At 74.0% G+C, this 22010-nt stretch carries 20 protein-coding genes; 12 read left to right on the forward strand and 8 right to left on the reverse strand.

Annotated elements, in window-relative coordinates; translation table 11 throughout:
• Window positions 1-2: 2 nt before the first annotated feature.
• A complete protein-coding gene (pgm, locus tag GMA12_RS12575) occupies window positions 3-1637 on the reverse strand; it encodes a phosphoglucomutase (alpha-D-glucose-1,6-bisphosphate-dependent) (protein WP_156269851.1) in 1635 nt (544 codons plus the stop codon).
• Window positions 1638-1811: 174 nt separating this feature from the next.
• Here pgm and GMA12_RS12580 point away from each other — a divergent pair, with 174 nt between their 5' ends.
• Window positions 1812-2006 (forward strand): hypothetical protein, encoded by a 195-nt coding sequence (locus GMA12_RS12580; protein WP_156269852.1) that lies wholly within the window; start codon window positions 1812-1814, stop codon window positions 2004-2006.
• On the opposite strand, the gene GMA12_RS12585 is transcribed toward GMA12_RS12580, so the two are convergent.
• Complete coding sequence (locus GMA12_RS12585; RefSeq protein WP_370831501.1) at window positions 2003-3592, reverse strand: amidase; 1590 nt, start codon at window positions 3590-3592, stop codon at window positions 2003-2005. The genes GMA12_RS12580 and GMA12_RS12585 overlap by 4 nt on opposite strands.
• A gap of 113 nt (window positions 3593-3705) precedes the next feature.
• Between GMA12_RS12585 and GMA12_RS12590 the strand changes: the two genes are divergently transcribed.
• Entirely contained in the window at window positions 3706-4131 is a 426-nt protein-coding gene (locus GMA12_RS12590; RefSeq protein WP_156269853.1) for a hypothetical protein, read from the forward strand.
• A gap of 105 nt (window positions 4132-4236) precedes the next feature.
• Here GMA12_RS12590 and gabT read toward each other — a convergent pair whose 3' ends face one another.
• The 3 genes from gabT to GMA12_RS12605 all read right to left on the reverse strand — a co-directional run bounded on the left by gabT (window position 4237) and on the right by GMA12_RS12605 (window position 9041).
• Window positions 4237-5592, reverse strand: coding sequence for a 4-aminobutyrate--2-oxoglutarate transaminase (gabT, locus tag GMA12_RS12595; RefSeq protein ID WP_170301052.1), 1356 nt, complete (start codon window positions 5590-5592; stop codon window positions 4237-4239).
• Between the two features lie 88 nt (window positions 5593-5680).
• Window positions 5681-7219 carry an NAD-dependent succinate-semialdehyde dehydrogenase gene (locus tag GMA12_RS12600; RefSeq protein ID WP_156269854.1) on the reverse strand — a complete coding sequence of 513 codons (1539 nt, stop codon included), beginning with the start codon at window positions 7217-7219 and terminating at the stop codon, window positions 5681-5683.
• A gap of 346 nt (window positions 7220-7565) precedes the next feature.
• Window positions 7566-9041, reverse strand: a complete 1476-nt coding sequence (locus GMA12_RS12605) for an APC family permease (RefSeq protein WP_156269855.1) — start codon at window positions 9039-9041, stop codon at window positions 7566-7568.
• Window positions 9042-9248: 207 nt separating this feature from the next.
• Here GMA12_RS12605 and GMA12_RS12610 point away from each other — a divergent pair, with 207 nt between their 5' ends.
• The 4 genes from GMA12_RS12610 to GMA12_RS12625 all read left to right on the forward strand — a co-directional run bounded on the left by GMA12_RS12610 (window position 9249) and on the right by GMA12_RS12625 (window position 12606).
• Window positions 9249-10667, forward strand: coding sequence for an NAD-dependent succinate-semialdehyde dehydrogenase (locus GMA12_RS12610; RefSeq protein ID WP_156269856.1), 1419 nt, complete (start codon window positions 9249-9251; stop codon window positions 10665-10667).
• Window positions 10668-10835: 168 nt separating this feature from the next.
• Window positions 10836-11171, forward strand: a complete 336-nt coding sequence (locus GMA12_RS12615) for a rhodanese-like domain-containing protein (RefSeq protein ID WP_156269857.1) — start codon at window positions 10836-10838, stop codon at window positions 11169-11171.
• The gene (gene pheA / locus GMA12_RS12620; protein ID WP_156269858.1) at window positions 11168-12145 is read left to right on the forward strand and encodes a prephenate dehydratase; all 978 of its coding nucleotides are present in this window, start codon (window positions 11168-11170) and stop codon (window positions 12143-12145) included. Before GMA12_RS12615 ends, pheA begins: the two co-directional genes overlap by 4 nt.
• Before the next feature lie 143 nt (window positions 12146-12288).
• Window positions 12289-12606: a hypothetical protein gene (locus tag GMA12_RS12625; RefSeq protein ID WP_156269859.1), complete on the forward strand. Its 318-nt coding sequence runs from the start codon at window positions 12289-12291 to the stop codon at window positions 12604-12606.
• Between the two features lie 43 nt (window positions 12607-12649).
• Here the strand turns inward: GMA12_RS12625 and GMA12_RS12630 are convergent, their stop codons facing one another.
• Entirely contained in the window at window positions 12650-13591 is a 942-nt protein-coding gene (locus GMA12_RS12630; protein WP_162459798.1) for a diacylglycerol/lipid kinase family protein, read from the reverse strand.
• A 164-nt stretch (window positions 13592-13755) separates the two neighbouring features.
• Between GMA12_RS12630 and serS the strand changes: the two genes are divergently transcribed.
• Window positions 13756-15060 (forward strand): serine--tRNA ligase, encoded by a 1305-nt coding sequence (gene serS / locus GMA12_RS12635; RefSeq protein WP_162459799.1) that lies wholly within the window; start codon window positions 13756-13758, stop codon window positions 15058-15060.
• A 74-nt stretch (window positions 15061-15134) separates the two neighbouring features.
• Complete coding sequence (locus tag GMA12_RS12640; RefSeq protein WP_156269860.1) at window positions 15135-16133, forward strand: HAD family hydrolase; 999 nt, start codon at window positions 15135-15137, stop codon at window positions 16131-16133.
• Between the two features lie 10 nt (window positions 16134-16143).
• Here GMA12_RS12640 and GMA12_RS12645 read toward each other — a convergent pair whose 3' ends face one another.
• Complete coding sequence (locus GMA12_RS12645) at window positions 16144-17568, reverse strand: dihydrolipoyl dehydrogenase family protein (RefSeq protein ID WP_156269861.1); 1425 nt, start codon at window positions 17566-17568, stop codon at window positions 16144-16146.
• Window positions 17569-17717: 149 nt separating this feature from the next.
• Here GMA12_RS12645 and GMA12_RS12650 point away from each other — a divergent pair, with 149 nt between their 5' ends.
• Genes GMA12_RS12650 through GMA12_RS12665 form a run of 4 tightly spaced genes read left to right on the forward strand, consistent with a single transcriptional unit; the run spans window position 17718 to window position 21376 of the window.
• On the forward strand, window positions 17718-18359 hold the full coding sequence (locus GMA12_RS12650) for an ABC transporter permease (RefSeq protein ID WP_162459800.1): 642 nt from the start codon (window positions 17718-17720) through the stop codon (window positions 18357-18359).
• On the forward strand, window positions 18352-19590 hold the full coding sequence (locus GMA12_RS12655) for an ABC transporter ATP-binding protein (protein WP_162459801.1): 1239 nt from the start codon (window positions 18352-18354) through the stop codon (window positions 19588-19590). Before GMA12_RS12650 ends, GMA12_RS12655 begins: the two co-directional genes overlap by 8 nt.
• Window positions 19587-20399, forward strand: coding sequence for an ABC transporter permease (locus GMA12_RS12660; protein ID WP_156269862.1), 813 nt, complete (start codon window positions 19587-19589; stop codon window positions 20397-20399). The genes GMA12_RS12655 and GMA12_RS12660 overlap by 4 nt, the downstream gene beginning before the upstream one ends.
• Window positions 20396-21376: a glycine betaine ABC transporter substrate-binding protein gene (locus tag GMA12_RS12665; protein ID WP_156269863.1), complete on the forward strand. Its 981-nt coding sequence runs from the start codon at window positions 20396-20398 to the stop codon at window positions 21374-21376. The genes GMA12_RS12660 and GMA12_RS12665 overlap by 4 nt, the downstream gene beginning before the upstream one ends.
• On the opposite strand, the gene GMA12_RS12670 is transcribed toward GMA12_RS12665, so the two are convergent.
• Entirely contained in the window at window positions 21334-21996 is a 663-nt protein-coding gene (locus tag GMA12_RS12670) for a hypothetical protein (RefSeq protein WP_162459802.1), read from the reverse strand. The two genes, GMA12_RS12665 and GMA12_RS12670, sit on opposite strands and share 43 nt — an antisense overlap.
• Between the last annotated feature and the right edge of the window lie 14 nt (window positions 21997-22010).

Genomic DNA, 22010 nt, shown 5'->3' on the forward strand with positions numbered 1-22010 from the left:
GCTCAGGAGATGACGGCGTCCACCAGGGCCTTCGCCTCCTGCTGCACCTGCGCCAGGTGCTCCTCGCCGAGGAAGGACTCCGCGTAGATCTTGTAGACGTCCTCGGTGCCGGACGGGCGGGCCGCGAACCAGGCGTTCTTGGTGGTGACCTTCAGCCCCCCGATCGCCGCGCCGTTGCCGGGGGCGTTGGTGAGCTTGGCGGTGATCTGCTCCCCGGCCAGGGTGTCGGCCTCCACCTGGGCGGGGGAGAGCTGCTTCAGCGCGGCCTTCTGCGCGCGGGTCGCGGGCGCGTCGATGCGCTGGTAGACGGGCGCGCCGAAGTCCGCCGTGAGCTCGGCGTAGCGCTGGGACGGGGTCTTCCCGGTCCGGGCCGTGATCTCCGAGGCCAGCAGCGCGAGGATGATCCCGTCCTTGTCGGTGGACCACACGGAGCCGTCCGTGCGCAGGAAGGAGGCGCCGGCGGACTCCTCGCCGCCGAAGCCGATCGAGCCGTCCATCAGGCCGGGCACGAACCACTTGAAGCCCACCGGCACCTCCACGAGGTCGCGGCCCAGGGAGGCCGCGACGCGGTCGATGATCGAGGAGGACACCAGGGTCTTGCCGACCCCGGCCTCCGGGGACCACCCGGTGCGGTGCCGGAAGAGGTAGTCGATCGCCACGGCGAGGTAGTGGTTCGGGTTCATCAGGCCCGCGTCCGGGGTCACGATGCCGTGGCGGTCCGTGTCGGCGTCGTTGCCGGTCGCGATGTCGTACCTGTCCCGGTTGCCGATGAGGGAGGCCATGGCCGAGGGGGAGGAGCAGTCCATCCGGATCTTCTCGTCCCAGTCCAGGGTCATGAACGCCCACTGCGGGTCCACCGACGGGTTGACCACCGTCATGTTCAGCCCGAAGCGCTGGGCGATCTCGCCCCAGTAGGCCACGGAGGCGGAGCCCATGGGATCGGCGCCGATGTGCAGCCCGGACGCTCGGATCACGTCGAGGTCGATGACCTCCGGCAGCGTCCGCACGTACTCCTCGAGGAAGTCGTAGCCGCCGGTGGTCCCCGCCGCGCGGGCCTGCGCCAGGGGGACCCTGCGGACCCCCGCCATGCCGTTCTCCAGGAACTGGTTGGCGCGCTGGGCGATCCACTCGGTGGCGTCGGTGTCCGCGGGGCCGCCGTTGGGCGGGTTGTACTTGAAGCCGCCGTCGGAGGGCGGGTTGTGCGACGGGGTGATGACGATGCCGTCGGCCATGCCCTCGGCCCGGCCGGCGTTGTGGGTGAGGATCGCGTGGGACAGCGCCGGGGTGGGCACGTATCCGTCGCGGGAGTCCAGCAGGACGGTCACGTCGTTGGCGGCCAGCACCTCGAGCGCGGTGTCCTGGGCGGGCCCGGAGAGCGCGTGGGTGTCCTTGCCCATGAACAGGGGCCCGGTGATCCGCTGGCCGGCGCGGTACTCCACGATGGCCTGCGTGATCGCGGCGATGTGCTGCTCGTTGAACGACCCGCGCAGGGACGACCCCCGGTGCCCGGAGGTGCCGAAGGCCACCCGCTGGTCCGGGTCGGAGGGGTCGGGCACGACGTCCGTGTAGGCGTCGAGGAGCTTGCCGAGGTCGACGAGGTCACTGGGTTGGGCGACGGTGCCCGCTCGATTTGTCATGCCGCCCAACCTACCGCCGGGCCATCGGCACGCCGAGGCGGGCACGCGATCGGGTCGCCAGGTTGCGGCGATTCCGCTCTGCGCGAGGCGCGGGCGCGGGGCTGGAGGAATCGGGACCGGTGGGTGAGGATGAGGGCACCAGCGAGCGCACGACCCAGCGAGGAGGCCGGCAGCATGAGCGAAGCACCCGACGAGACGAGCGAGAACTCGGGCAAGGGCCCGGAGGGCACCGTCCCGGACAACGAGCAGGGCATCGGGCTGACCACCGACGAGGACCGGACCGGCTTCGAGCCGGAGGAGGACCCCGAGGCGGCCACCGAGCCGGGCGACGACCCCGGAGCGGGCGACGTGGCCCTGGGCCACTCCTAGCCCACGGCGGTGCCGGGCGCCCGCCCGCCGACCGTTCCCGGTCGGCGGGCGGGCGCCTCGCTGTGCGCCTCGCGGTGCGGGGCCCGGTGCGCCGGGGCGTCCTCCAGCTGCGCGGCGACGGCGAGCAGGTGCGCCTCCGCGCTCGGGCGGCCGATGAGCTGGACCCCCATGGGCACGACCGCACCGGGCGGGCCGGTCCACAGCGTCGGGACGGTCACCGCGGGCAGGCCCGCCACGTTCACGATCGAGGTCCACGGCGTGTACTGGCACTGGCGCATGTAGTCCTGGTCCGCGCCGGCGGGGTCCTCCTGGTCGTGCCCTGCCCAGTACCAGCCCAGGGGCCGTGGCGTCATGGCCAGCGCCGGCGTGAGCACCATGTCCCAGGCCCCGTACGCCCGGATCACGTCCTGCTCGATCCGGCGCAGCGTGCCCACCGCCCGCGCGAGCTCGACGGCCGAGCGGCGCAGGGCGCGGGCGCGGAACGCCGCCGCCAGGCCGGTCAGCCGCTGCGCCTGCTCGTCGTCGAGGGGCGCGGTGCCCATCGAGGTGGTCCAGACGTCGAAGAAGGCCCCCGGGTACTCGGGGTCGTAGCCGATCGAGGCCTCGCCGACCTCGTGCCCGGCCGCCCGCAGCCGGGCGGTCCCCGCGTCGAGGGCGGCCCGCGCCTCGGGGGAGACCACGATGTCGTAGACGGTGTCGAACGGCGACGCGGTGCTCACCCCGATCCGCAGCGGCCGCCCGCCCCAGGGCAGGTCCCCCCGGCGGGCGGCCCGCACGCTCTCGAGGAAGGAGGGCTGCGGCGCGGCGGCCACCGCCCGGTGCACCACGTTGCCGTGGGCCGGGCCGCGGGCCGGGGCGCAGAGCACGTCCAGCAGCAGGGCCGCGTCCTCGGCGGTGCGGGCGATGGGGCCGTTGACCACGAGCTGCGCGGCGTCCGACTGCGCGTCGGCGGTGGGCACCCGCCCGCGGTTGGGCTTCAGGCCCACCAGCCCGCACGCCGCCGCCGGGATGCGCACGGAGCCCCCGCCGTCGGAGCCCGGGGCCAGGGGCAGCATCCCGGCCGCCACGGCCGCGGCCTGGCCGCCGGAGGATCCGCCGGCGCCGGTGCTGGGGTCGTGCGGGTTGCGCGCGGGCGGGGCCACGAGGTTCTCGGAATAGCAGTTGAGGCCGAACTCGGGAACCTGGGTCTTGCCCAGGCACACGGCGCCGGAGGCCGCGAGCACGGCCACGAGGTCGTCGTCCTCGGCGGCGGCCGACGCCCCGGTGCCGGGGTCCGCCACGGCCGCGGAGCCGTAGCCGGTGGGCATGCCGGCGACGTCGTGCAGGTCCTTCACCGCGAGCGGCACCCCGTGCAGCGGCCCGCGGGGCGCACCGGGGGGCAGGGCGTCGAGAGCGCGGGCCCGCGCGAGCGCCGGTCCGTGCGCCACGTGCACGAACGCGCCCAGCTGCGGATTGCGCTCCTCGATCCGGGCGAGGAAGAACGCCGTGGTCTCCGTCGCGCCCAGCTCGCCGCGCGCGAGCGCGTCCCGCAGCTGCACGGCGGTGAGGTCCCCGATCCCGGTCACGGCGGCTCCTGTCTCGGCCACGGCGGTCCGGGGACGGCGGTCCGGGACACACTGTGGGGCGTGGTGCCCAGGCTAGTAGGGTGAGGGCGCCCGGACCGCGACCCGCGGTCCCCGATCCGCACAGGAGGCCCCCCGTGCCGACCTCCCGCCCGTCCCGTTCCGCCGCGGCCCGCGCCGCGGCGGCGGCCGCCCTGCTCCTGGCCCTGACCGGCTGCTCCCTCTTCGACCGCGAGGACGGGGCCGGCGCCCCGTCGTCGTCGGCCTCCGGCAGCGCTTCGGACGGGGCCTCCGGCGGCGTCTCGGACGGGGCCTCGGTCAGCACCGTGGAGGAGACGTGCGCCCGGGTGCTGGAGGCGGCGCGCACCGCCCCGGAGCGGCTGCAGGAGGACCCGGCCGCGCTGCTCGCCGAGGTCGAGGACCTCGCCGCCACCGCCCCGCCCGAGCTCTCCGGGCAGATCACCTCGATCCGCGAGGCCGTCGACGACTACCGGCAGGGCGAACGGTCCATGCTCAGCGTCGCCCGGGAGGCCCGGGCCCTGCAGGAGCGCTGCTCCGGCTGACCGCACCCGGTGGCGTCCGGCGACGAGCACGAGGGGCCGTCGCCCCCCGGAGCGCGACGGCGTCTCCGGCGGGCAACGGCCCCTCGTGGCGGTGTGCGGCGGGAACTACTGCGCCGCGTGGCGGATGGCCTCGGCGAACACGCGCAGGCCGTCGCGCAGCAGGTCCTCGCCGATGACGAGCGGGGGCAGCAGGCGCACGATGTTGCCGAAGGTGCCGCAGGTCAGGATGATGACGCCCTGCGCCAGGCACTCCGCGGCAATGGCCTTGGCGGCGTCCGCATCCGGCTCCTTGCCGCCGGGCAGCACGAACTCGAGGGCCATCATGCCGCCGCGGCCGCGGATCTCCCCGACGATGCCGGTCTCCTCGGCCACCGGGGTCAGCTCCTCGCGGATGATCTCCTCGACCCGGCGGGCACGGGCGATGAGGTCCCACTCCTCGATGGTCTCCAGCGCCCCGAGGGCGGCGGCGCAGGCCACGGGGTTGCCGCCGTAGGTGCCGCCGAGGCCGCCGGCGTGCACGGAGTCCATGATCTCGGCGCGGCCGACGACGCCGGACAGCGGCATGCCGCCGGCCACGCCCTTGGCCACGGTGATCAGGTCGGGCACCACGCCCTCGTGGTCCACGGCGAACCACGCGCCCGTGCGGGCCACGCCGGCCTGGACCTCGTCGACGACGAACACGGCGCCGTTGTCGGTGCACCACTGGGACAGCGCCGGCAGGAACCCCTCGGCGGGCACGATGAAGCCGCCCTCACCCTGGATGGGCTCGATCACGACGGCGGCCACGTTGCCCGCGCCCACCTGCTTCTCCACCTGGAGCAGGGCGCGGCGGGCGGCCTCGGCGCCCGTCATGCCCTCCGGGTCGCGGAAGGGGTAGGAGACCGGCACGCGGTAGACCTCGCCGGCGAACGGCCCGAAGCCCTGCTTGTAGGGCATGACCTTGGCGGTCATCGCGAGGGTCATGTTGGTGCGGCCGTGGTAGGCGTGGTCGAAGACGACGACCGCCTGGCGGCCGGTGTGCACCCGGGCGATCTTCACGGCGTTCTCGACGGCCTCGGAGCCGGAGTTGAACAGCGCGGCTTTCTTGGGGAAGTCGCCGGGGGTGAGCTCGGCGAGCTTCTCCGCGACGGCCACGTAGCCCTCGTAGGGGGTGACCATGAAGCAGGTGTGCGTGAAGTGCTCCACGGCCTCCTTGACCCGGGCGACCACGGCGGGCGCGGAGGCGCCCACGGTGGTCACGGCGATGCCGGAGCCGAGGTCGACGAGCTGGTTGCCGTCGACGTCGAGCACGATCCCGCCGTCCACGTCCGCCGCGTAGGCGGGCACGCTGGAGGCCACGCCGGAGGCCACGGCCTCCTGCCGGCGGGCGGACAGCTCCCGGGAGCGGGGGCCGGGCAGTGTGCCCTCGATGCGGCGGACCTGCTCCAGCCGGTACTGGATGTCGGGCAGGGTCTCGGTCATGGGAGACGTCCTTTCGGGAACGGGGTGCGGCCGCCGCGGGAGCGCGACGACCGCACCGGGGGTGGGGCGGACCGTCCGGGGACGGGGATCAGGCAGGGGTGCCGGTGCCGGGGTTGGGGACGTTGGTCCAGGGGTTCTCCACGCCGATGTACTGGGTGGAGGTGTACTCGGCGATGCCCTCGGCCCCGCCCTCCCGGCCCAGGCCGGACTGCTTGACGCCGCCGAAGGGGGCGGCCGCGTTGGAGATCACCCCGACGTTGAGGCCCATCAGGCCGAACTCGATGCGGTCGCCGATGCGCAGGCCGCGGGAGATGTTCTCGGTGAACACGTAGGAGGCCAGCCCGTACTCGGTGGCGTTCGCCAGGGCCACCGCCTCGTCCTCGGTCGCGAAGGTGACCACCGGGGCGACGGGGCCGAAGATCTCCTCGGTCACCGCCCGCGCATCGGTGGGCACGTCGCGCAGCAGGGTGGGCTGGAAGAAGTAGCCCGGCCCGTCCACCCGCGACCCGCCCACCACGACCTTCGCCCCGCGCTCGACGGCGTCGGCGACGAAGGCCTCCACGGAGTCCCGCGCCTTGGCCTCCACCAGCGGGCCCACGCTCACGCCGTCCTCGGTGCCGGGCCCGACCTTCAGGGCGGCCATCTTCTCGGCCAGCTTGGCGATGAACTCCTCGGCCACGTCCTCGTGCACGAGCAGCCGGTTGGCCGCGGTGCAGGCCTCACCCATGTTGCGCATCTTCGCGGCCATCGCCCCGGTGACGGCCTTGTCGATGTCGGCGTCCTCGAAGACGATCAGCGGGCCGTTGCCGCCGAGCTCCATGGAGGTGCGCAGCACGTTGTCGGTGGCGGCCTTCATCAGCTGCTTGCCCACCGGGGTGGAGCCGGTGAAGGAGACCTTCCGCAGCCGCGGGTCGGCCATGATCGGCTCGGACACGTCCGCGGCGGAGGCGGAGGAGACCACGTTGAGCACCCCGGCCGGGATCCCGGCCTCGATCATGAGCTGGGCGAAGTACTGGGAGGTCAGCGGGGTCAGCCGCGCCGGCTTGAGCACCATGGTGCACCCGGCGGCCACGGCCGGGGCGACCTTGCGGGTGGCCATCGCCAGCGGGAAGTTCCACGGGGTGATCAGCAGGCACGGGCCCACCGGCTTGCGGGTCACCAGCATCCGCAGGTTCCCCTCCGGGGACTCCACGTAGCGGCCGTAGTCGCGCACGGCCTCCTCGGAGAACCAGCGCAGGAACTCACCCCCGTACTTCACCTCGCCCATCGCCTCGGCGACGGGCTTGCCCATCTCCAGGGTCATCAGCAGCGCCAGGTCCTCCGCGCGCTCCTGGACGAGGTCGAAGGCCCGGCGCAGGATCTCCGAGCGCTCCCGGGCGGGGGTGCGGGCCCAGGACTCCTGGGCGGCCGCGGCGGCGTCCATCGCGGCCTGGGCGTCCTCGCGGGTGGCCGAGGCCATCGTGGCGATGACCTGCCCGGTGGCCGGGTTCTCCACCTCGAAGGTGCCCCCGTCGGAGGCGGCCCGCCACTGGCCGCCGATCAGCAGCCCGGTGGGGGTCTTGGCCAGCAGCGCGGTCACGCGGTCCTGGAGGTCAGCGGCCGTGGCGGCCTGGTCCGTGATGCTCATGTATCAGCCTCTCTTGCTCGACGCACGCCCCGGGCACCGGGGCCGGTGCCTGCTCGGTGCGTCAACGGGGTGGTCGGACGGGCGGGCGACAGCACTGGGCCCGCTCGTCCATGGTACGAGTCCCGGGACGGCCGTCACGGGCTCGGCGTCCCGCAGGAACGCCGCACCGGGTGCCGGGCCGGTCGCCGGGTGCTGCCGGGGAGGCCCCGTGGCCCGTCGACGAGCTCAGACTAGCGCTCCGCCCGGAGGGCGGAGTGCTGAACTTTCCGTGCCTAGGCGGGCACGGTGCACAGCACCCCGGGCGGGTCGGGCGAGCCGCCCGGGGCACTGCGCCGGTCGGGCGGGATCAGGCCCCGGCGTTCCGGCGCCGGCGGTCGACCTCGGCGACGAGGCGGTGCTCGGCGTCGACGCCGGGTCGGATCCCGGTGGGGATGCGGAGCAGGAAGACCAGCCCCAGCAGCCACCACAGCCCGAAGATCGTCCAGGCGGGCGCGCTCAGGAACGCGGGCATCCCGGGCAGGTACAGGCTGATCAGGCCCACGCACAGGACGACCGAGAGCACACCGATGGCCGTGCCGCCGTGGTTGCGGCCGCCGATCCTGAAGGGACGGTCCATGTCCGGCTCGCGCCGGCGCAGGATCACGAAGACCACCGAGACCAGGGCGTAGGCGATCACGATCGACGGGGAGCCGGAGTCCACCAGCCAGCCCAGCATCTCCGCGCCGAAGAAGGGCGCCACGAACGAGATGGCGCCCACGAACAGCAGGGCGTTGGCGGGGGTGCCGTACTTGGGGTGCAGCCGTCCGAACCACTGCGGCACCATCCGGGAGTTGCCGAGCGCCCAGAGCAGGCGGGACGCGCCCATGAGCAGGGAGTTCCAGGAGGTGAGGATGCCCGCGAGGCCGCCGGCGATGAGCAGGTTGGCCACGGTGGTGCTGCTGAACATGGCACCCATGGCGTCGGCGACGGCGATGTCCGCGCCGGCGATGTCCGCGGCGGACATCGCCGAGGACGTGGTGATCACGACCATGACGTACCACGCCGCGGCGAGCAGGACGGAGGTGATGATGGTCCCGCCCAGCTGCTTGGCCGGCAGGTGCATCTCCTCGGAGACCTGCGGGATGACGTCGAAGCCGACGAAGAGGAACGGGACGGTGACGAGCACGAGGAAGAAGCCGGCGGTGCCGCTGGTGAAGAACGGCTCCATGGTGGCCACCGAGCCGCGGGTGAACGCCCCGAAGATCATCATCAGACCCACGATCAGCAGGAACAGGATCACGAAGATCTGCACCGTGGACGCGTGCTTGACGCCGCGGACGTTGATCGCGGTGATCAGGACGGCGGTCAGCGCCCCCACCAGGGCCCAGGTGAGGTTCACCTCGAAGCCGGCGACGGTCCACAGCGGGATCTGGCTCAGGCCGGGGAAGATGTACTGCACCGTGCGGGGCACGGCCACGGCCTCGAAGGCCACGATGGTGATGTAGCCGCCGGTGATGGCCCACGAGCCGATGAAGGCCCACCGGGCCCCCATGCCGCGCAGCAGGTAGTTGTGCTCCCCGCCCGCGTACGGCATGGCCGCCACGAGCTCGCCGTAGACGAGGCCGACCACGGCCATGATCAGCCCGCCGGTCACGAGGGCGAGCACGGCGCCCATGGTGCCGGCCTCCACCAGCCAGTCGCCGGTGAGGATGACCCAGCCGAAGCCGATCATCGCGCCGAAGCCGAGGCCGATCGCGTCGAGGCGCCCGAGGACCCTCTTGAAGCCGTGGTCCTCGCGGTCCGGGGCGAGCGGTGTCGCGCCCCGGGGTTCGTTGGTGCTCATGGCCGTGTTTCCTTCGTGTCGAGGACGCCGGGGTGGGGTGTCCGGTGGGGAGGGGCCGCGCGGGGGTCCGGCGGCCGGGGGACAGGGTACACAGCCATTGTTTCGTTTCTGTGAGTCGCCTGAAAGGCCGGCGCCGGTGCATGCCCGCGGCGAACACGGACACGCGCCCCCTGCGGTCGGGCGGAGCCCGCGTCTAGGGTCGGGGACATGACCTACGCAACAGTGAATCCCGCCACCGGGGAGACCGTCCAGGAGTTCCCGACCGCCACCGACGCCGAGGTCCGGGACGTCGTCGAGCGCTCGCACCGGGCCTTCGGCAGCTGGCGCGGCACGCCGGTGCCGGAGCGCGCCGCGCGCATGCGCGCGCTGGCGGAGCTCTACCGCGAGCGCAAGCGCGAGCTCGCCGCCCTGCTCACCGAGGAGATGGGCAAGCCGGCCCGTCAGGCGGTGGGCGAGGTGCTCCTCGTGGCGAGCATCTACGACTTCTACGCCGAGAACGCCGAGCGGTTCATGGCCGGGGAGAAGCTCGAGCCCTCCACGGGCGGGGACGCCGAGGTGGTGCTGGAGCCCACCGGCTCGATCCTCGGCATCATGCCGTGGAACTACCCGTACTACCAGGTCGCCCGGCTGGCGGCCCCGAACCTGATGCTCGGCAACACCGTCGTCCTCAAGCACGCGCCCAGCGTCCCGCAGGCCGCCCTGGTCCAGGAGCAGCTCTTCCGCGAGGCCGGGTTCCCGGAGGACGTCTACCGCAACGTCTTCGCCACGAACGAGCAGATCGCCGAGATCGTCATCCCCGCCCGGACCGTCCAGGGCGTCTCCCTCACGGGCTCCGAGCGCGCCGGGTCGGCCGTCGCCGAGCTCGCCGGCCGCCACCTCAAGAAGGTCGTGCTCGAGCTGGGCGGCTCCGACCCGTTCATCGTGCTCGACGCCGACAACCTCGAGAACACCGTCAAGCACGCCGTGCTGGGCCGGCTCGGCAACACCGGGCAGGCGTGCACAGCCGCCAAGCGCTTCATCGTGGTGGAGGAGGCCTACGACCGGTTCGTCGACGCGTTCGCGCAGGCCATGGACGCGGTGGAGCCGGGGGACCCGACCGACCGGAAGACCCTGCTGGGCCCCCTGTCCTCGGTCGCGGCCCGCGACGGCGTGGCCGCGCAGCTGCAGGACGCCGTGGAGAAGGGCGCCACCGTCCGCGCCGGCGGCACGCCGGTCGACCGCCCGGGGGCCTGGATGGAGGCCACGGTCCTGACGGACGTCACCCCGCAGATGCGCGCCTACGAGGAGGAGATCTTCGGGCCGGTCGCCGTGGTGCACCGGGTCCGGGACGCGGACGAGGCCGTCGAGCTGGCCAACTCCTCGCCCTTCGGCCTGGGCGGGTCGGTGTTCGCCGCGGACGTCGACGCGGCCCGGGAGGTCGCCTCCCGGATCGAGTCCGGCATGGTCTTCGTCAACGAGGTCACGGGCACCGCCCCGGACCTGCCCTTCGGCGGCATCAAGCGTTCCGGCGTGGGCCGGGAGCTCGGCCGGTTCGGCATCGAGGAGTTCGCCAACAAGAAGCTCATCCACGCGCCCCGGCGGGCGGAGAAGCTCCCGCCGCAGGACGAGGAGGTCGTCGCTCCCTGAGCGGGCGCCCCGCCGTGCCGGGCCTCCGGCGCGGCGGCCGTCACCGGGCCGCTCGAGGCCGTCCTGCAACCGTGGCCCGCGGTCCGGGCCGCGGTCCGCGGCCCGGCCGCAGCGGCCGCGGACTAGGCTGGTCAGTGCAGACCCACCCGCAACGAGAGGACCCGCACGATGGACAACCTGGACAGCCTGCCCAGCGCCTCGGTGGAGGAGATCCCCGAGGACGCGCGCATCCTGGACGTGCGCGAGGACGCCGAGTGGGAGGCCGGGCACATCGCCGGCGCCCAGCACATCCCGCTGGGCCAGCTCCCCGAGCGCTACGGCGAGGTGCCCGCGGACGAGGACGTCTACGTGATCTGCCGCACCGGCGGCCGCTCCCTGCGGGCCACGGCCTACCTCCAGCAGTACGGCTTCGACCCGATCAACGTCCTGGGCGGCATGGGGGCGTGGACGGACGCCGAGAAACCCATGGTGTCCGAGACGGGCGAGACGCCGACCGTCCGTTGAGATACGCCTACCTGGGACCCGCCGGCACCTTCACGGAGGCCGCCCTGCTCGGCGTGGAGGGCGCGCGGGAGGCCGAGCGCCGCCCGGTGTCCTCCGTGCCCGTCGCGCTCGCGGCCGTCCGCGCCGGCGAGGTCGACGCCGCGATGGTCCCCATCGAGAACTCCGTGGAGGGCGGGGTGACCGCCACGCTCGACGCCGTGGCCACCGGCAGCGAGCTGCGCATCGTGCGCGAGGCGCTCGTGCCCATCAGCTTCGTCCTGGTGGCCGCCCCCGGCACGGCCCTCGCCGACGTCCGCACCGTGTCCACGCACTCCCACGCCTGGGCGCAGGTGCGCGGCTGGATGGACGAGCACCTGCCGGGCGCCGACTACGTCCCGGCGTCCTCCACGGCGGCCGCGGCCCTGTCGCTGCTGCCCGGTGCGGGAGCGGAGCCCGGCTTCGAGGCCGCGGTCTGCTCTCCCGTGGTCGTCGAGCAGCACCCCGAGCTCGAGGTGCTCGCCGAGGACATCGGGGACAACCGGGCCGCGGTGACGCGCTTCGTGCTCGTGGCCCGCCCGGACGCACCCCTGCCGCCGCGCACCGGGGCGGACCGCACCACGCTGGTCATCCCGCTGTGGGAGGACCGGGCCGGGGCGCTGATGGAGATCCTCGAGCAGTTCGCCACCCGCGGGGTGAACCTCTCCCGGATCGAGTCCCGTCCCACGGGCAACTTCCTCGGGGAGTACTTCTTCAGCGTCGACGTGGACGGGCACCTGCACGACGCCCGCGTGGCCGACGCCCTGATGGGCCTGCGCCGGGTCTGCCCGAGCACCCGGTTCCTCGGCTCCTATCCGCGCGCCGACCACAAGGTCGCCACCGTGGCGCGGCACCACTCCGACGGCGCCTTCCGGGAGGCCGCCGCCTGGGTCGCCGCGCTGCAGGGCCACGGCGACCCCGGCCCCGCGGCGGCGGACGGCGGGCCCGGCCCCGCGTAACGGAACGTCCCGCGCCGCCCCCCGCTTGTTAGCTATTGCGAATACATGCACCATGGGTGGTGCGGGCACGTCCGTTCCCGCGATCTTCAGCCGGTGTCGATCGACCCCCCGGGTCGGTGCCGAGCCCGACCGGAGGTGCCACCATGCCCGCTCCCGCCGCCCGCCGTCTCGCTCTCGCCGCCGCGTCCGCCGTGCTGGCCTGCGCCCTCGCCGTCCCCCCGGCCGCCGCGGGGACCCCGGAGACCTCCGGGGTGGTCCGCGCCGAGACCGGTCCGGCCCCCGCCGCCGGAGACCCGCGGACGGTGGAGGAGCTCGTGCCGGCCGCCCGGGTCGTCCTCGAGCCGGTGTCCTCGTTCCCGGACCAGGGGCAGGGCCCGCTGTTCGCGGTGGGCGGGGCGGTGGTCGCCCTCATGGGCGCGTTCGTGGCGGGCCTGAGCCGCCGGCCGGACCCGGTCGACTGAGCCGGCCGCGCGGGCGGGCCGGACGCCGGGCCGGGCCCGCGCGTCAGTCGGCCTGGGAGGGGGGCACCCGCACCGAGAGCACACCCGGCAGGATCTCGGACTCGAAGCCGGTGATCAGCCCTGTGCCGTCCCCGTCCACCTGGGACTCGATGGGCTCGTGGAACTCCACGCGCACCTTCTTCCCGGCGAAGAACTCGATCACGGGCAGGTCCCGCCGCTGCCGGAACACCACCTTCGCGGCCATCAGCGCCCACTCCAGGGTGCTGCGCGGGGACATCACCACGAGGTCCAGCACGCCGTCGTTGATCTTCGCCTGGGGCACGAGGATCATCCCCGCCGTGAGGATCCCGCAGTTGGCGGCCATCACCGAGCGCACCCGCCGGCTCTGCCACTCGCCGTCGTCGATCCGGAACCGGGCCCACCGCGGCGGGGCGAACAGGTGCCGGACACCGGCCTCCCCGTAGGCGGCCCAGCCGACCAGCTTCTTGAGCTCGTCCTTGGTGTCCGTCATGATCTGCGCGTCGAAGCCGGCCCCGCCCATCACGCAGAAGGCGTGGTCCTCCACCGTCCCGTCGGCCAGCTCCACCCGGAAGCTCGCCATGTCGATGGCCCGCTCCGCGCCGAAGAGCGCGATGTCCACGTTGCGGTGCGGGTCGCCGAGGTCGGCGCCGAGGTTGCGGGCCAGGAGGTTGCCCGTGCCCAGCGGCAGCAGGCCCAACGGGACGTCCCCGTCGACGAGGGTCTCCGCGACGGCCCGCACGGTGCCGTCGCCGCCGGCGGCGAGGACGAGGTCGAAGCCCTGCTCCAGCGCCCGGCGGGCCATGGAGAACCCGGGGTCGTCCTCCTCCGTCTCGAAGAAGACGGGGTCCGGCAGCCCGCCCTTGCGGCAGCCGATGATGATGGCGTCGCGGGCGAGGTCCGCGTCGGCCTTGATCGGGTTGATGACGACGGCGACCCGTTTCGGGCCCACTGGAGTGGCGGTCACGGGAGGACTCCTCGGTTCGGCGGTGCTGGGGGTGGGGCGGCATCGTGCGGTGGCCGCACAGCGCGGCGCGCCCGTCCCGGGGCGCCCGGCGGATCACGGCGGTCCTCCAGCCTAACCCGCCGGCCCCGCCCGGCCCGAGCACGGGTCTTGGGTACCCTGTCAGGGTGATCGACATCAACCAGCTCCGTGAGCACCCCGACGTCTTCCGCGCCTCGCAGCGCGCCCGCGGGGCGGACGTGTCCCTGATCGACCGGATCCTGGAGGCGGACGTCGCGCGCCGCAACCTGATCACCGAGTACGAGAACCTGCGGGCCGAGCAGAACGCGTTCGGCAAGCAGGTGGCCCGCGCCCAGGGCGGGGAGAAGCAGGAGCTGCTGGCCGCGGTCAAGGAGCTGGCCGCCCGCGTCAAGGAGGCGCAGGCGGCCGCCGAGGCGGCCCGTGCCCGGCAGGACGAGCTGGTCTCCGTGGTCGAGAACCTGGTCCTCGACGGCGTCCCCACCGGCGGGGAGGACGACTACGTCGTGCTGCGGACCGTGGGGCAGCCGCGGGACTTCGCCGCCGAGGGCCTCGAGCCCCGGGACCACCTGGAGATCGGCGAGCTCGTGGACGGCATCGACATGGAGCGCGGCGCCAAGGTCTCCGGCGCCCGGTTCTACTTCCTCAAGCGCGACGTCGCCCGGCTCGAGACCGCCCTGCTGCTCATGGGCCAGGACCTCGCCCTGGACAACGGCTTCGTCCCCATGACCACGCCCAACCTCGTGCGCCCCGAGATCATGAGCGGCACGGGCTTCGACATCGCCCACTCGGACGAGATCTACCACGTGGGCAAGGACGAGCTCTACCTGGTGGGCACCTCCGAGGTGCCGCTGGCCGGGTACCACGCGGACGAGATCCTCGACCTCGCCGACGGGCCGCTGCGCTACGCGGGATGGTCCTCCTGCTACCGGCGCGAGGCCGGCTCCGGGGGCAAGGACACCCGCGGCATCATCCGCGTCCACCAGTTCAACAAGCTGGAGATGTTCGTCTACTGCTCCCCGGAGGACGCCGAGGCCGAGCACGCGCGGATGCTCGGCTGGGAGGAGGAGATGCTCACGCGCTGCGAGCTGGCCTACCGGGTGATCGACACCGCCGCCGGGGACCTCGGCGCCTCGGCCGCCCGCAAGTTCGACTGCGAGGCGTGGGTGCCCACGCAGGGCCGGTACCGCGAGCTGACCTCGACCTCGAACTGCACCACCTACCAGGCCCGGCGGCTCAACGTGCGCGAGCGGCTGCCCGGCACCACGGACGACGCCGGCAGGGCCCGCAAGGGCGGCACCCGCACGGTGGCCACCCTCAACGGCACGCTCGCGACCACCCGCTGGCTGGCCGCGATCCTGGAGACGCACCAGCAGGCGGACGGGTCCGTGCGCGTGCCGGAGGCGCTGCGCCCCTACCTGCGCGGTCAGGAGACCATCCCCGTCCGGCGCTGAACCGACGGGTCGCGTTCGACCCGAATTCATCTCATACCGAAATGCTGGTCACCCTGTCAGTGTCATGTGGCACCATGTCCCGCATGACGAAAGAAAAGACGGCTGGCACCGAGGACCAGCACGAACTGATCAGCATCAACTCCACCGTCCCGCTGAAGGTCGATCACTCGGAGGACCTCGGCGACACCGGTGGCACCACCGCCCCCACGCGCTCGGCCGCGGACGTCCGCGTCCCGCTCAAGGTCCAGCCGCCCCGCTCCAACGGGTGGAAGAAGGAGGCGGGGGTCCGCTACCTCGTCGCCCTCGACGTCGACGGCACCCTCGTGGACCACGACGGGCACATGTCCCCGGCGGTGCGCGACGCCGCCCGCGCCGTGCTCCGGGCCGGCCACCACGTGGTCATCTCGACCGGCCGCTCCAAGGGGGCGACCCTGCCCGTGGTCGAGCTCATCGGCCAGGAGCGCGGCTACGCCGTGTGCTCCAACGGCGGCATGACCCTCGAGCTGGACCCGGAGCTGCCCGACTACCACCGGGTCCTCGAGTGCGTCTCCTTCGAGCCCGGCCAGGCCCTCGAGGCCCTCGAGCAGCGCCTGCCCACGGCGAAGTTCGCCCTCGAGACCGAGGACGGGTCCTTCTACTCCACGGAGCGCTTCCAGGACGCCTCCTTCGGCATCGAGGCCGTGGGCGTGGACCTGCACCAGCTCGCCCAGATGCAGGCCGTGCGCATGGTCGTCTACAGCACCGAGCACACCCCGGAGGAGTTCGCCCTCGCCATCGACGAGGCCGGTCTGCACGGGGTCACCTACTCGGTGGGCTGGAGCGCCTGGCTGGACATCGCCGCCAACGGCGTCTCCAAGGCCAGCGCCCTGGAGCAGATCCGCCGCCGGCTCGGCGTGGACCCCTCCCACACGGTCGCGGTCGGCGACGGCCGCAACGACATCGAGATGCTCGACTGGGCCGCCCGCGGCGTCGCCATGGGCCAGGCCCCGGACGAGGTCGCGGCCGCCTGCCACGAGGTCACCCACACCGTCTACGAGGACGGCGTCGCCCGGGTCCTGCGCTCCCTGCTGTGAGGCGTGCGGCTCACAGGCCGTACTCCTCGAGCAGGCGCAGCCACACCTCGCTGATCGTGGGGAAGACCGGCACCGCGTGCCACAGCCGCTCCAGCGGCACCTCGCCGACCACGGCCACGGTCGCCGCGTGCAGCAGCTCCGTCACGTCCGGGCCGGCGAAGACCGCCCCGACGAGCGTGCGGCGGCGCCGGTCGACCACCAGGCGGGCCCAGCCGCGGTAGCCGTCCCGGTGCAGGGAGGCCCCCGCCACGTCGATGTCGTGCTCCACGACGTCCACCTCGAGCCCGTCCGCGCGGGCCTGCTCCGCGGAGCGGCCCACGGCGGCCACCGCGGGGTCGGTGAACACCACCTGCGGCACGGCGCAGGCGTCGGCGGTGGACGCGTACGGCGACCACGCGGGCACGGAGTCCCCGAGCCGCCCGGCGGCGCGGGCCACGAGGGCGTCCCCCACGGCCCGGGCCTCGTACTTGCCCTGGTGGGTCAGCAGCGGGCCGCCCGCGGCGTCCCCCGCGGCGTACAGCCACTGCTCCTGCGGGCCGGCCACCCGCCCCGAGGCGTCGACCCGCAGCGCCGCGGGGTCCACCCCCAGCTCCTCGAGCCCGAGCTCTCCCAGGGCGGGGCGCCGTCCGGTGCTCACCAGCAGCCGCTCCGCGGAGACCGTCGCGCCGTCGTCGAGGACGAGCTCGAAGCCGTCCCCGCCGTGCCGGACGCGGTCCGTGCCCCGCCCCTCGAGGACGGTGACGCCCTCGGCCTCCAGCGCGTCGGCCACCAGGCGTGCGGCCGGCCGCGGGAACGCGCCCAGCAGCCGGCTGCGGGCGACCACGGTGACCCTGGAGCCCAGCCGCGCGAAGGCCTGCGCCAGCTCCGTGCCGGACACCCCGCCGCCGAGCACCGCGAGGGAGCGGGGGACCTCCCGGGCTGCGGTGGCCTCCCGGGTGCCCCAGAACGGCACGTCCGCCAGCCCCGGCACCGGCGGCACGACCGGGCGCGAGCCCGTGGCCAGCACCACGGCGTGGCGGGCCGCGAGCCGCCGCACGTCCCCGTCCCCGGTGGTCACCTCGACCTGCCGCGGCCCGGCCAGCCGCGCCCGTCCCCGGAACAGCTCCACGCCGGCGCCGGCGAGCCACTCGGCCTGGCCCGAGTCGTCCCAGTGCGCGGCGAAGCCGTCCCGGCGGCGCAGCGCCGCGGCCGCGTCCGGGCTCCCGGTGACGGCCTCCGCGGCCCCGCCCACCCCGCGGGCGGCCTCGACCGCAGCACCCGGGCGGAGCAGCGCCTTGGAGGGGACGCAGGCCCAGTAGGAGCACTCCCCGCCCACGAGCTGCGCCTCCACCAGCGCGGCGCTCAGCCCGCCCCGCACCACGCGGCCGGCCGCGTTCTCGCCGACCGGCCCGCCGCCGATCACCACCACGTCGTACGTCTCCGGGGTCCGTGTCATCCCCCGAGTCTGCCAACGGCGGGGGCACCGGACAACCGGTCCCGCCCCGCCCCCCGCGGGTGACCCCGGCCACGTCCGCGGAGGGCAGAGTGGTAGATTCTCTGCTGACCGGGTGACCACGTCATCGCCGACGAGCCGAAAGGCGTGCCGTGATCCAGTACGTGTCCGACCGGTGGGAGCAGATCCTCTTCGCCAGCTGGCAGCACTTCTCCCTGGTGGTCCAGTGCCTGGTGCTGGGCACGGTCCTCGCGGTGGCCCTGGCGGCCCTGTGCTACCGCTCGCCCCGGCTCACCACCGTGGCCAACAACGTCTCCGCCGTGGGCCTGACCATTCCCTCCTTCGCCCTCATCGGCCTGCTCATCGCCCCGCTCGGCTTCGGGGTGCTGCCCGCGGTCGTGGTCGTCACCTTCTTCGCCGTGCTGCCGGTCCTGCGCAACGCGGTGGTCGGCCTGGCGGGCGTCCCGCCGGCCACGGTCGAGGCCGCCCGCGGTCTGGGCATGAGCCGTGCGGCCACGTTCCTGCGGGTCGAGCTGCCCATGGCCTGGCCGGTGATCCAGGCCGGCATGCGGGTCTCGGCCCAGATGGTGATGGGCGTGGCCGCCATCGCCGCCTACGTCCTCGGCCCGGGCCTGGGCGGCTTCATCTTCTCCGGCCTGTCCCGGCTCGGCGGCGCCAACTCCCTGGCCTCGGTCCTCACCGGCGTCGTGGCGGTCGTCGTCGTCGCCCTCATCCTGGACGGGCTGCTCGTGCTGCTCGGCCGACTCACCACATCGCGAGGTATCCGTGTCTGACTCCGCCCCCCGCACCGCCTCCTCCGTCACCGGGGCCCGGATCCTGCTGGAGAACGTCTCCAAGCGGTACCCCGGGCAGCCCAGGGCCGCCGTGGACGGGCTGACCCTGGAGATCCCCGCCGGCAGCACCGTGATGCTCGTGGGACCCTCCGGGTGCGGCAAGACCACCACGCTGAAGATGATCAACCGGCTCATCGAGCCCTCCGAGGGCCGGATCGTGATCGACGGGCAGGACGTCACCTCGATGAACGGCGACGAGCTGCGCCGCGGCATCGGCTATGTCATCCAGGCCGGCGGGCTGTTCCCGCACATGAGCGTGGCCACCAACATCGGCATGGTCCCGAGGATGCTCGGCTGGGACCGGGCCCGCATCGCCGCCCGCGTGGACGAGCTGCTGGAGCTCGTCTCCCTCGACCCGGCTGTGTACCGGGACCGCTATCCCCGGGAGCTCTCGGGCGGGCAGCAGCAGCGCGTGGGGGTGGCGCGCGCGCTGGCCGCGGACCCGCCGGTGCTGCTCATGGACGAGCCCTTCGGCGCCGTGGACCCCATCACCCGGCAGCGCCTGCAGGACGAGCTCATCAACATCCAGCACGAGCTGCAGAAGACCATCGTGTGCGTCACCCACGACTTCGACGAGGCCGTGAAGCTGGGCGACTGGATCGCGGTCTTCGACGAGGGCGCCCGGGTGGTCCAGTACGACGCTCCCGAGCGGATCCTGGCCGAGCCCGCCGACGAGTTCGTGGAGGACTTCATCGGCACGGGCGCCGGCCTCAAGCAGCTGACCCTCACCCGGGTCCGGGAGGTGGACCTCGTCCCCGCCGTGACCGCCCGGCCCGGCGAGGACGTGCAGGCGGTGCTCGCCCGGGGCGAGCAGGCCGGCACCCGGGACGTCGTGGTCCTCGACGACCGGGACCGCCCGCTGTCGTGGCCGGCCCGCCGCCAGCTGGAGCGCTTCAGCACGGTCCCCGGCGACCGCAACGAGCGGCTGCCGCTGGTCGGCACGGGCGCCACGCTCAACGACGCGCTGGACACGATGCTCGTCTCGAGCACCGGCGCGGCCCTCGTGGTGGGACCCCGGGACCGCTTCGAGGGCGTCATCTACGTGGAGACCGTCATGGCCGCCATCACGGAGGCCCGCCGCGCCGTGGACCCCGAGGACGCGCCGCTGGGGCACAACACGGGGGAGATGCCCACCGTGAGCCCCGCCGGACCCGGCGGTGAGGGCCGATGAGCACGCAGACGGACCGGACCGCGGCGGCCGGCCCGGACGCCGCGGACGGCCCGGTGACCCCGGACTCCGCCGCCGACGTCGACCGGAGGACCTGGCGCGGGCTGCTCCTGCAGCCCGTGGCGGTCCTCGCGGCGCTGGGCCTGCTGGCGCTGTGGCTGTCCACCGCGGAGCTGACGGAGACCGAGGCGGTGACCCTGCGCCCGGGAGCGCTGTGGGACCTCACGGTGCAGCACCTGCAGCTGACCGTGGTGGCCACCGTGGTGGTGCTGCTGGTGGCCGTGCCGGTGGGGATCCTCCTCACCCGCGCGCCGCTGCGCTTCCTCACCGGCCCGGTGATCGCCGTGGCGAACATCGGCCAGGCCGCCCCGGCGGTGGGGCTGATCGTGCTGTTCGCGTTCTGGCTGGGCTTCGGCTTCCAGGCCTCCGTGGTCGCCCTGATCGTCTACGCGATCCTGCCCGTGCTGAAGAACACCATGGTCGGCCTCGACGGCGTCGACCGCAGCCTCGTGGAGGCCGGCCGCGGGATGGGCATGAGCGCGCTCGCGGTCCTGCTCCGGGTCGAGCTGCCGCTGGCGGTGCCGGTCATGCTGGCCGGGGTGCGGACCGCGCTGATCCTGGTGGTCGGCACCGCGACCCTGGCCACCTTCGTCAACGGCGGGGGACTGGGCCTGCTGATCACCACGGGCGTCAACCTTAACCTCGTGCGGGTGCTCGTCGCCGGCTCGATCCTCGTGGCGCTGCTCGCGCTGACCATCGACTGGATCGGCCGCGTCGTGGAGCACGTCGCGCGCCCGAAGGGACTGCGATGAGAACCCCCCGCTCCGCGGGCGCCGCCCTGGTGCTCTCCGGCGCCGCGCTGCTGCTGGCCGGCTGCGGGCTGGAGCCCTCCACCGCCTACGTGCCCGCCGCCGAGCCCGGCTCCATCCGGCCCGTCGAGGGCGCCGAGGGGACCGAGGTGAAGGTGACGTCCAAGAACTTCACCGAGCAGCTGATCCTCGGCAAGATCACCGTGCTGGCCGTGGAGGCGGCCGGCTTCGAGACCGAGGACCTCACCAACGTGCCCGGCTCCCAGCCGGTGCGCGAGCTCATGCTGTCCGGGGACGCCGACCTGACCGTCGAGTACACCGGCACGGCGTGGCTCACCTTCCTGGGCCACGAGCAGGGCATCCCGGACCAGCAGGAGCAGTGGCAGGCCGTGCACGACGAGGACCTCGGCAACGGGCTGACCTGGGGGGCCCCGGCCGCGCTCAACAACACCTACGCCATGGCCGTGCGCTCGGAGTACGCCGAGGCCCACGGGCTGCGGACGGTCTCGGACATCGCCGGGCTGCCGGCGGCGGAGCGCACGTTCTGCGTCGAGGCGGAGTTCAACTCCCGCAGCGACGGGCTGACCCCCCTGCTCGCCCACTACGGCCTGGACCGCGGCAGCGAGGTGCCGGAGGACAACATCGGCATCTACGACACCGGGGCGATCTACTCCGCCACGGACAGCGGCGAGTGCAACTTCGGGGAGGTCTTCTCGACCGACGGCCGCATCCCCGCCCTGGACCTGACCGTCCTCGAAGACGACCGGCAGTTCTTCCCGGCCTACAACGCCGCCCCGGTGTTCAGCACGGAGCTGCTGCAGCAGTTCCCGGCCCTGGAACAGGTCCTGGAGCCGGTCTCCCAGGCGCTGACCGACGACGTGATGCAGGAGCTCAACCGGCAGGTGGACGTCGACGGGCGGGAGCCGGCCGACGTCGCCTACGAGTGGATGCTCTCCGAGGGCTTCATCGTCGAGGCCTGAGCCCCCGGGCCGGTCCCGGGCGGCTCGCACAGCTCCAGCAGCCGCGCCGCGGCGGGACGGGCGTCCCACTCCTCCTGCCACAGGGCCCGCGCCACCGCCTTGGACACGGCCTGCGGGGTGATGCCCAGCTCCCCGGCCACGACCTTCTGCTGGCCGCGCGCCCCCGGCACGAGGAGGTCGACGACGCGCCACTCCGCCGCCGTGCGTTGGGCCACGATCCGCCCCAGCAGCCGCAGCACGGACTGGGCGCGGGCCGCGGCCGCGGCGTCCTCCGCGGCCACGCACACCGGGACCCGCCCGGTCCGGGCGGCCGCCGCCGCGGCGCGGTGGGCGTGCACCGTGCCGGGGCCGTCGGCGCGCAGACTTGTGCTCCCGCCGGCGCCGGCCACGGTCTCGAGCCCGACCGGGCCCACCCCGATCCCCACGCTCCACGCCTCGCCGCGCAGCCCGGCCAGGGCCGCGGCCACCGCCGCGGCCGGGTCCGCCGTGATGCCCTGCACCGCGTGCGCCCGGGCGCACTGGAAGGGCACCACGGTCCCGAGGTCCCCGAGCCGGCGCGCCAGGGCCGGCGCGAGGTCTTCCGCCCCGCGGAGGCGCTGGTCCAGGCTCACGACGTACACGCTCCCAGTATCGG

The organism is Kocuria sediminis, from assembly GCF_009735315.1.
Lineage (GTDB): Bacteria > Actinomycetota > Actinomycetes > Actinomycetales > Micrococcaceae > Kocuria > Kocuria turfanensis.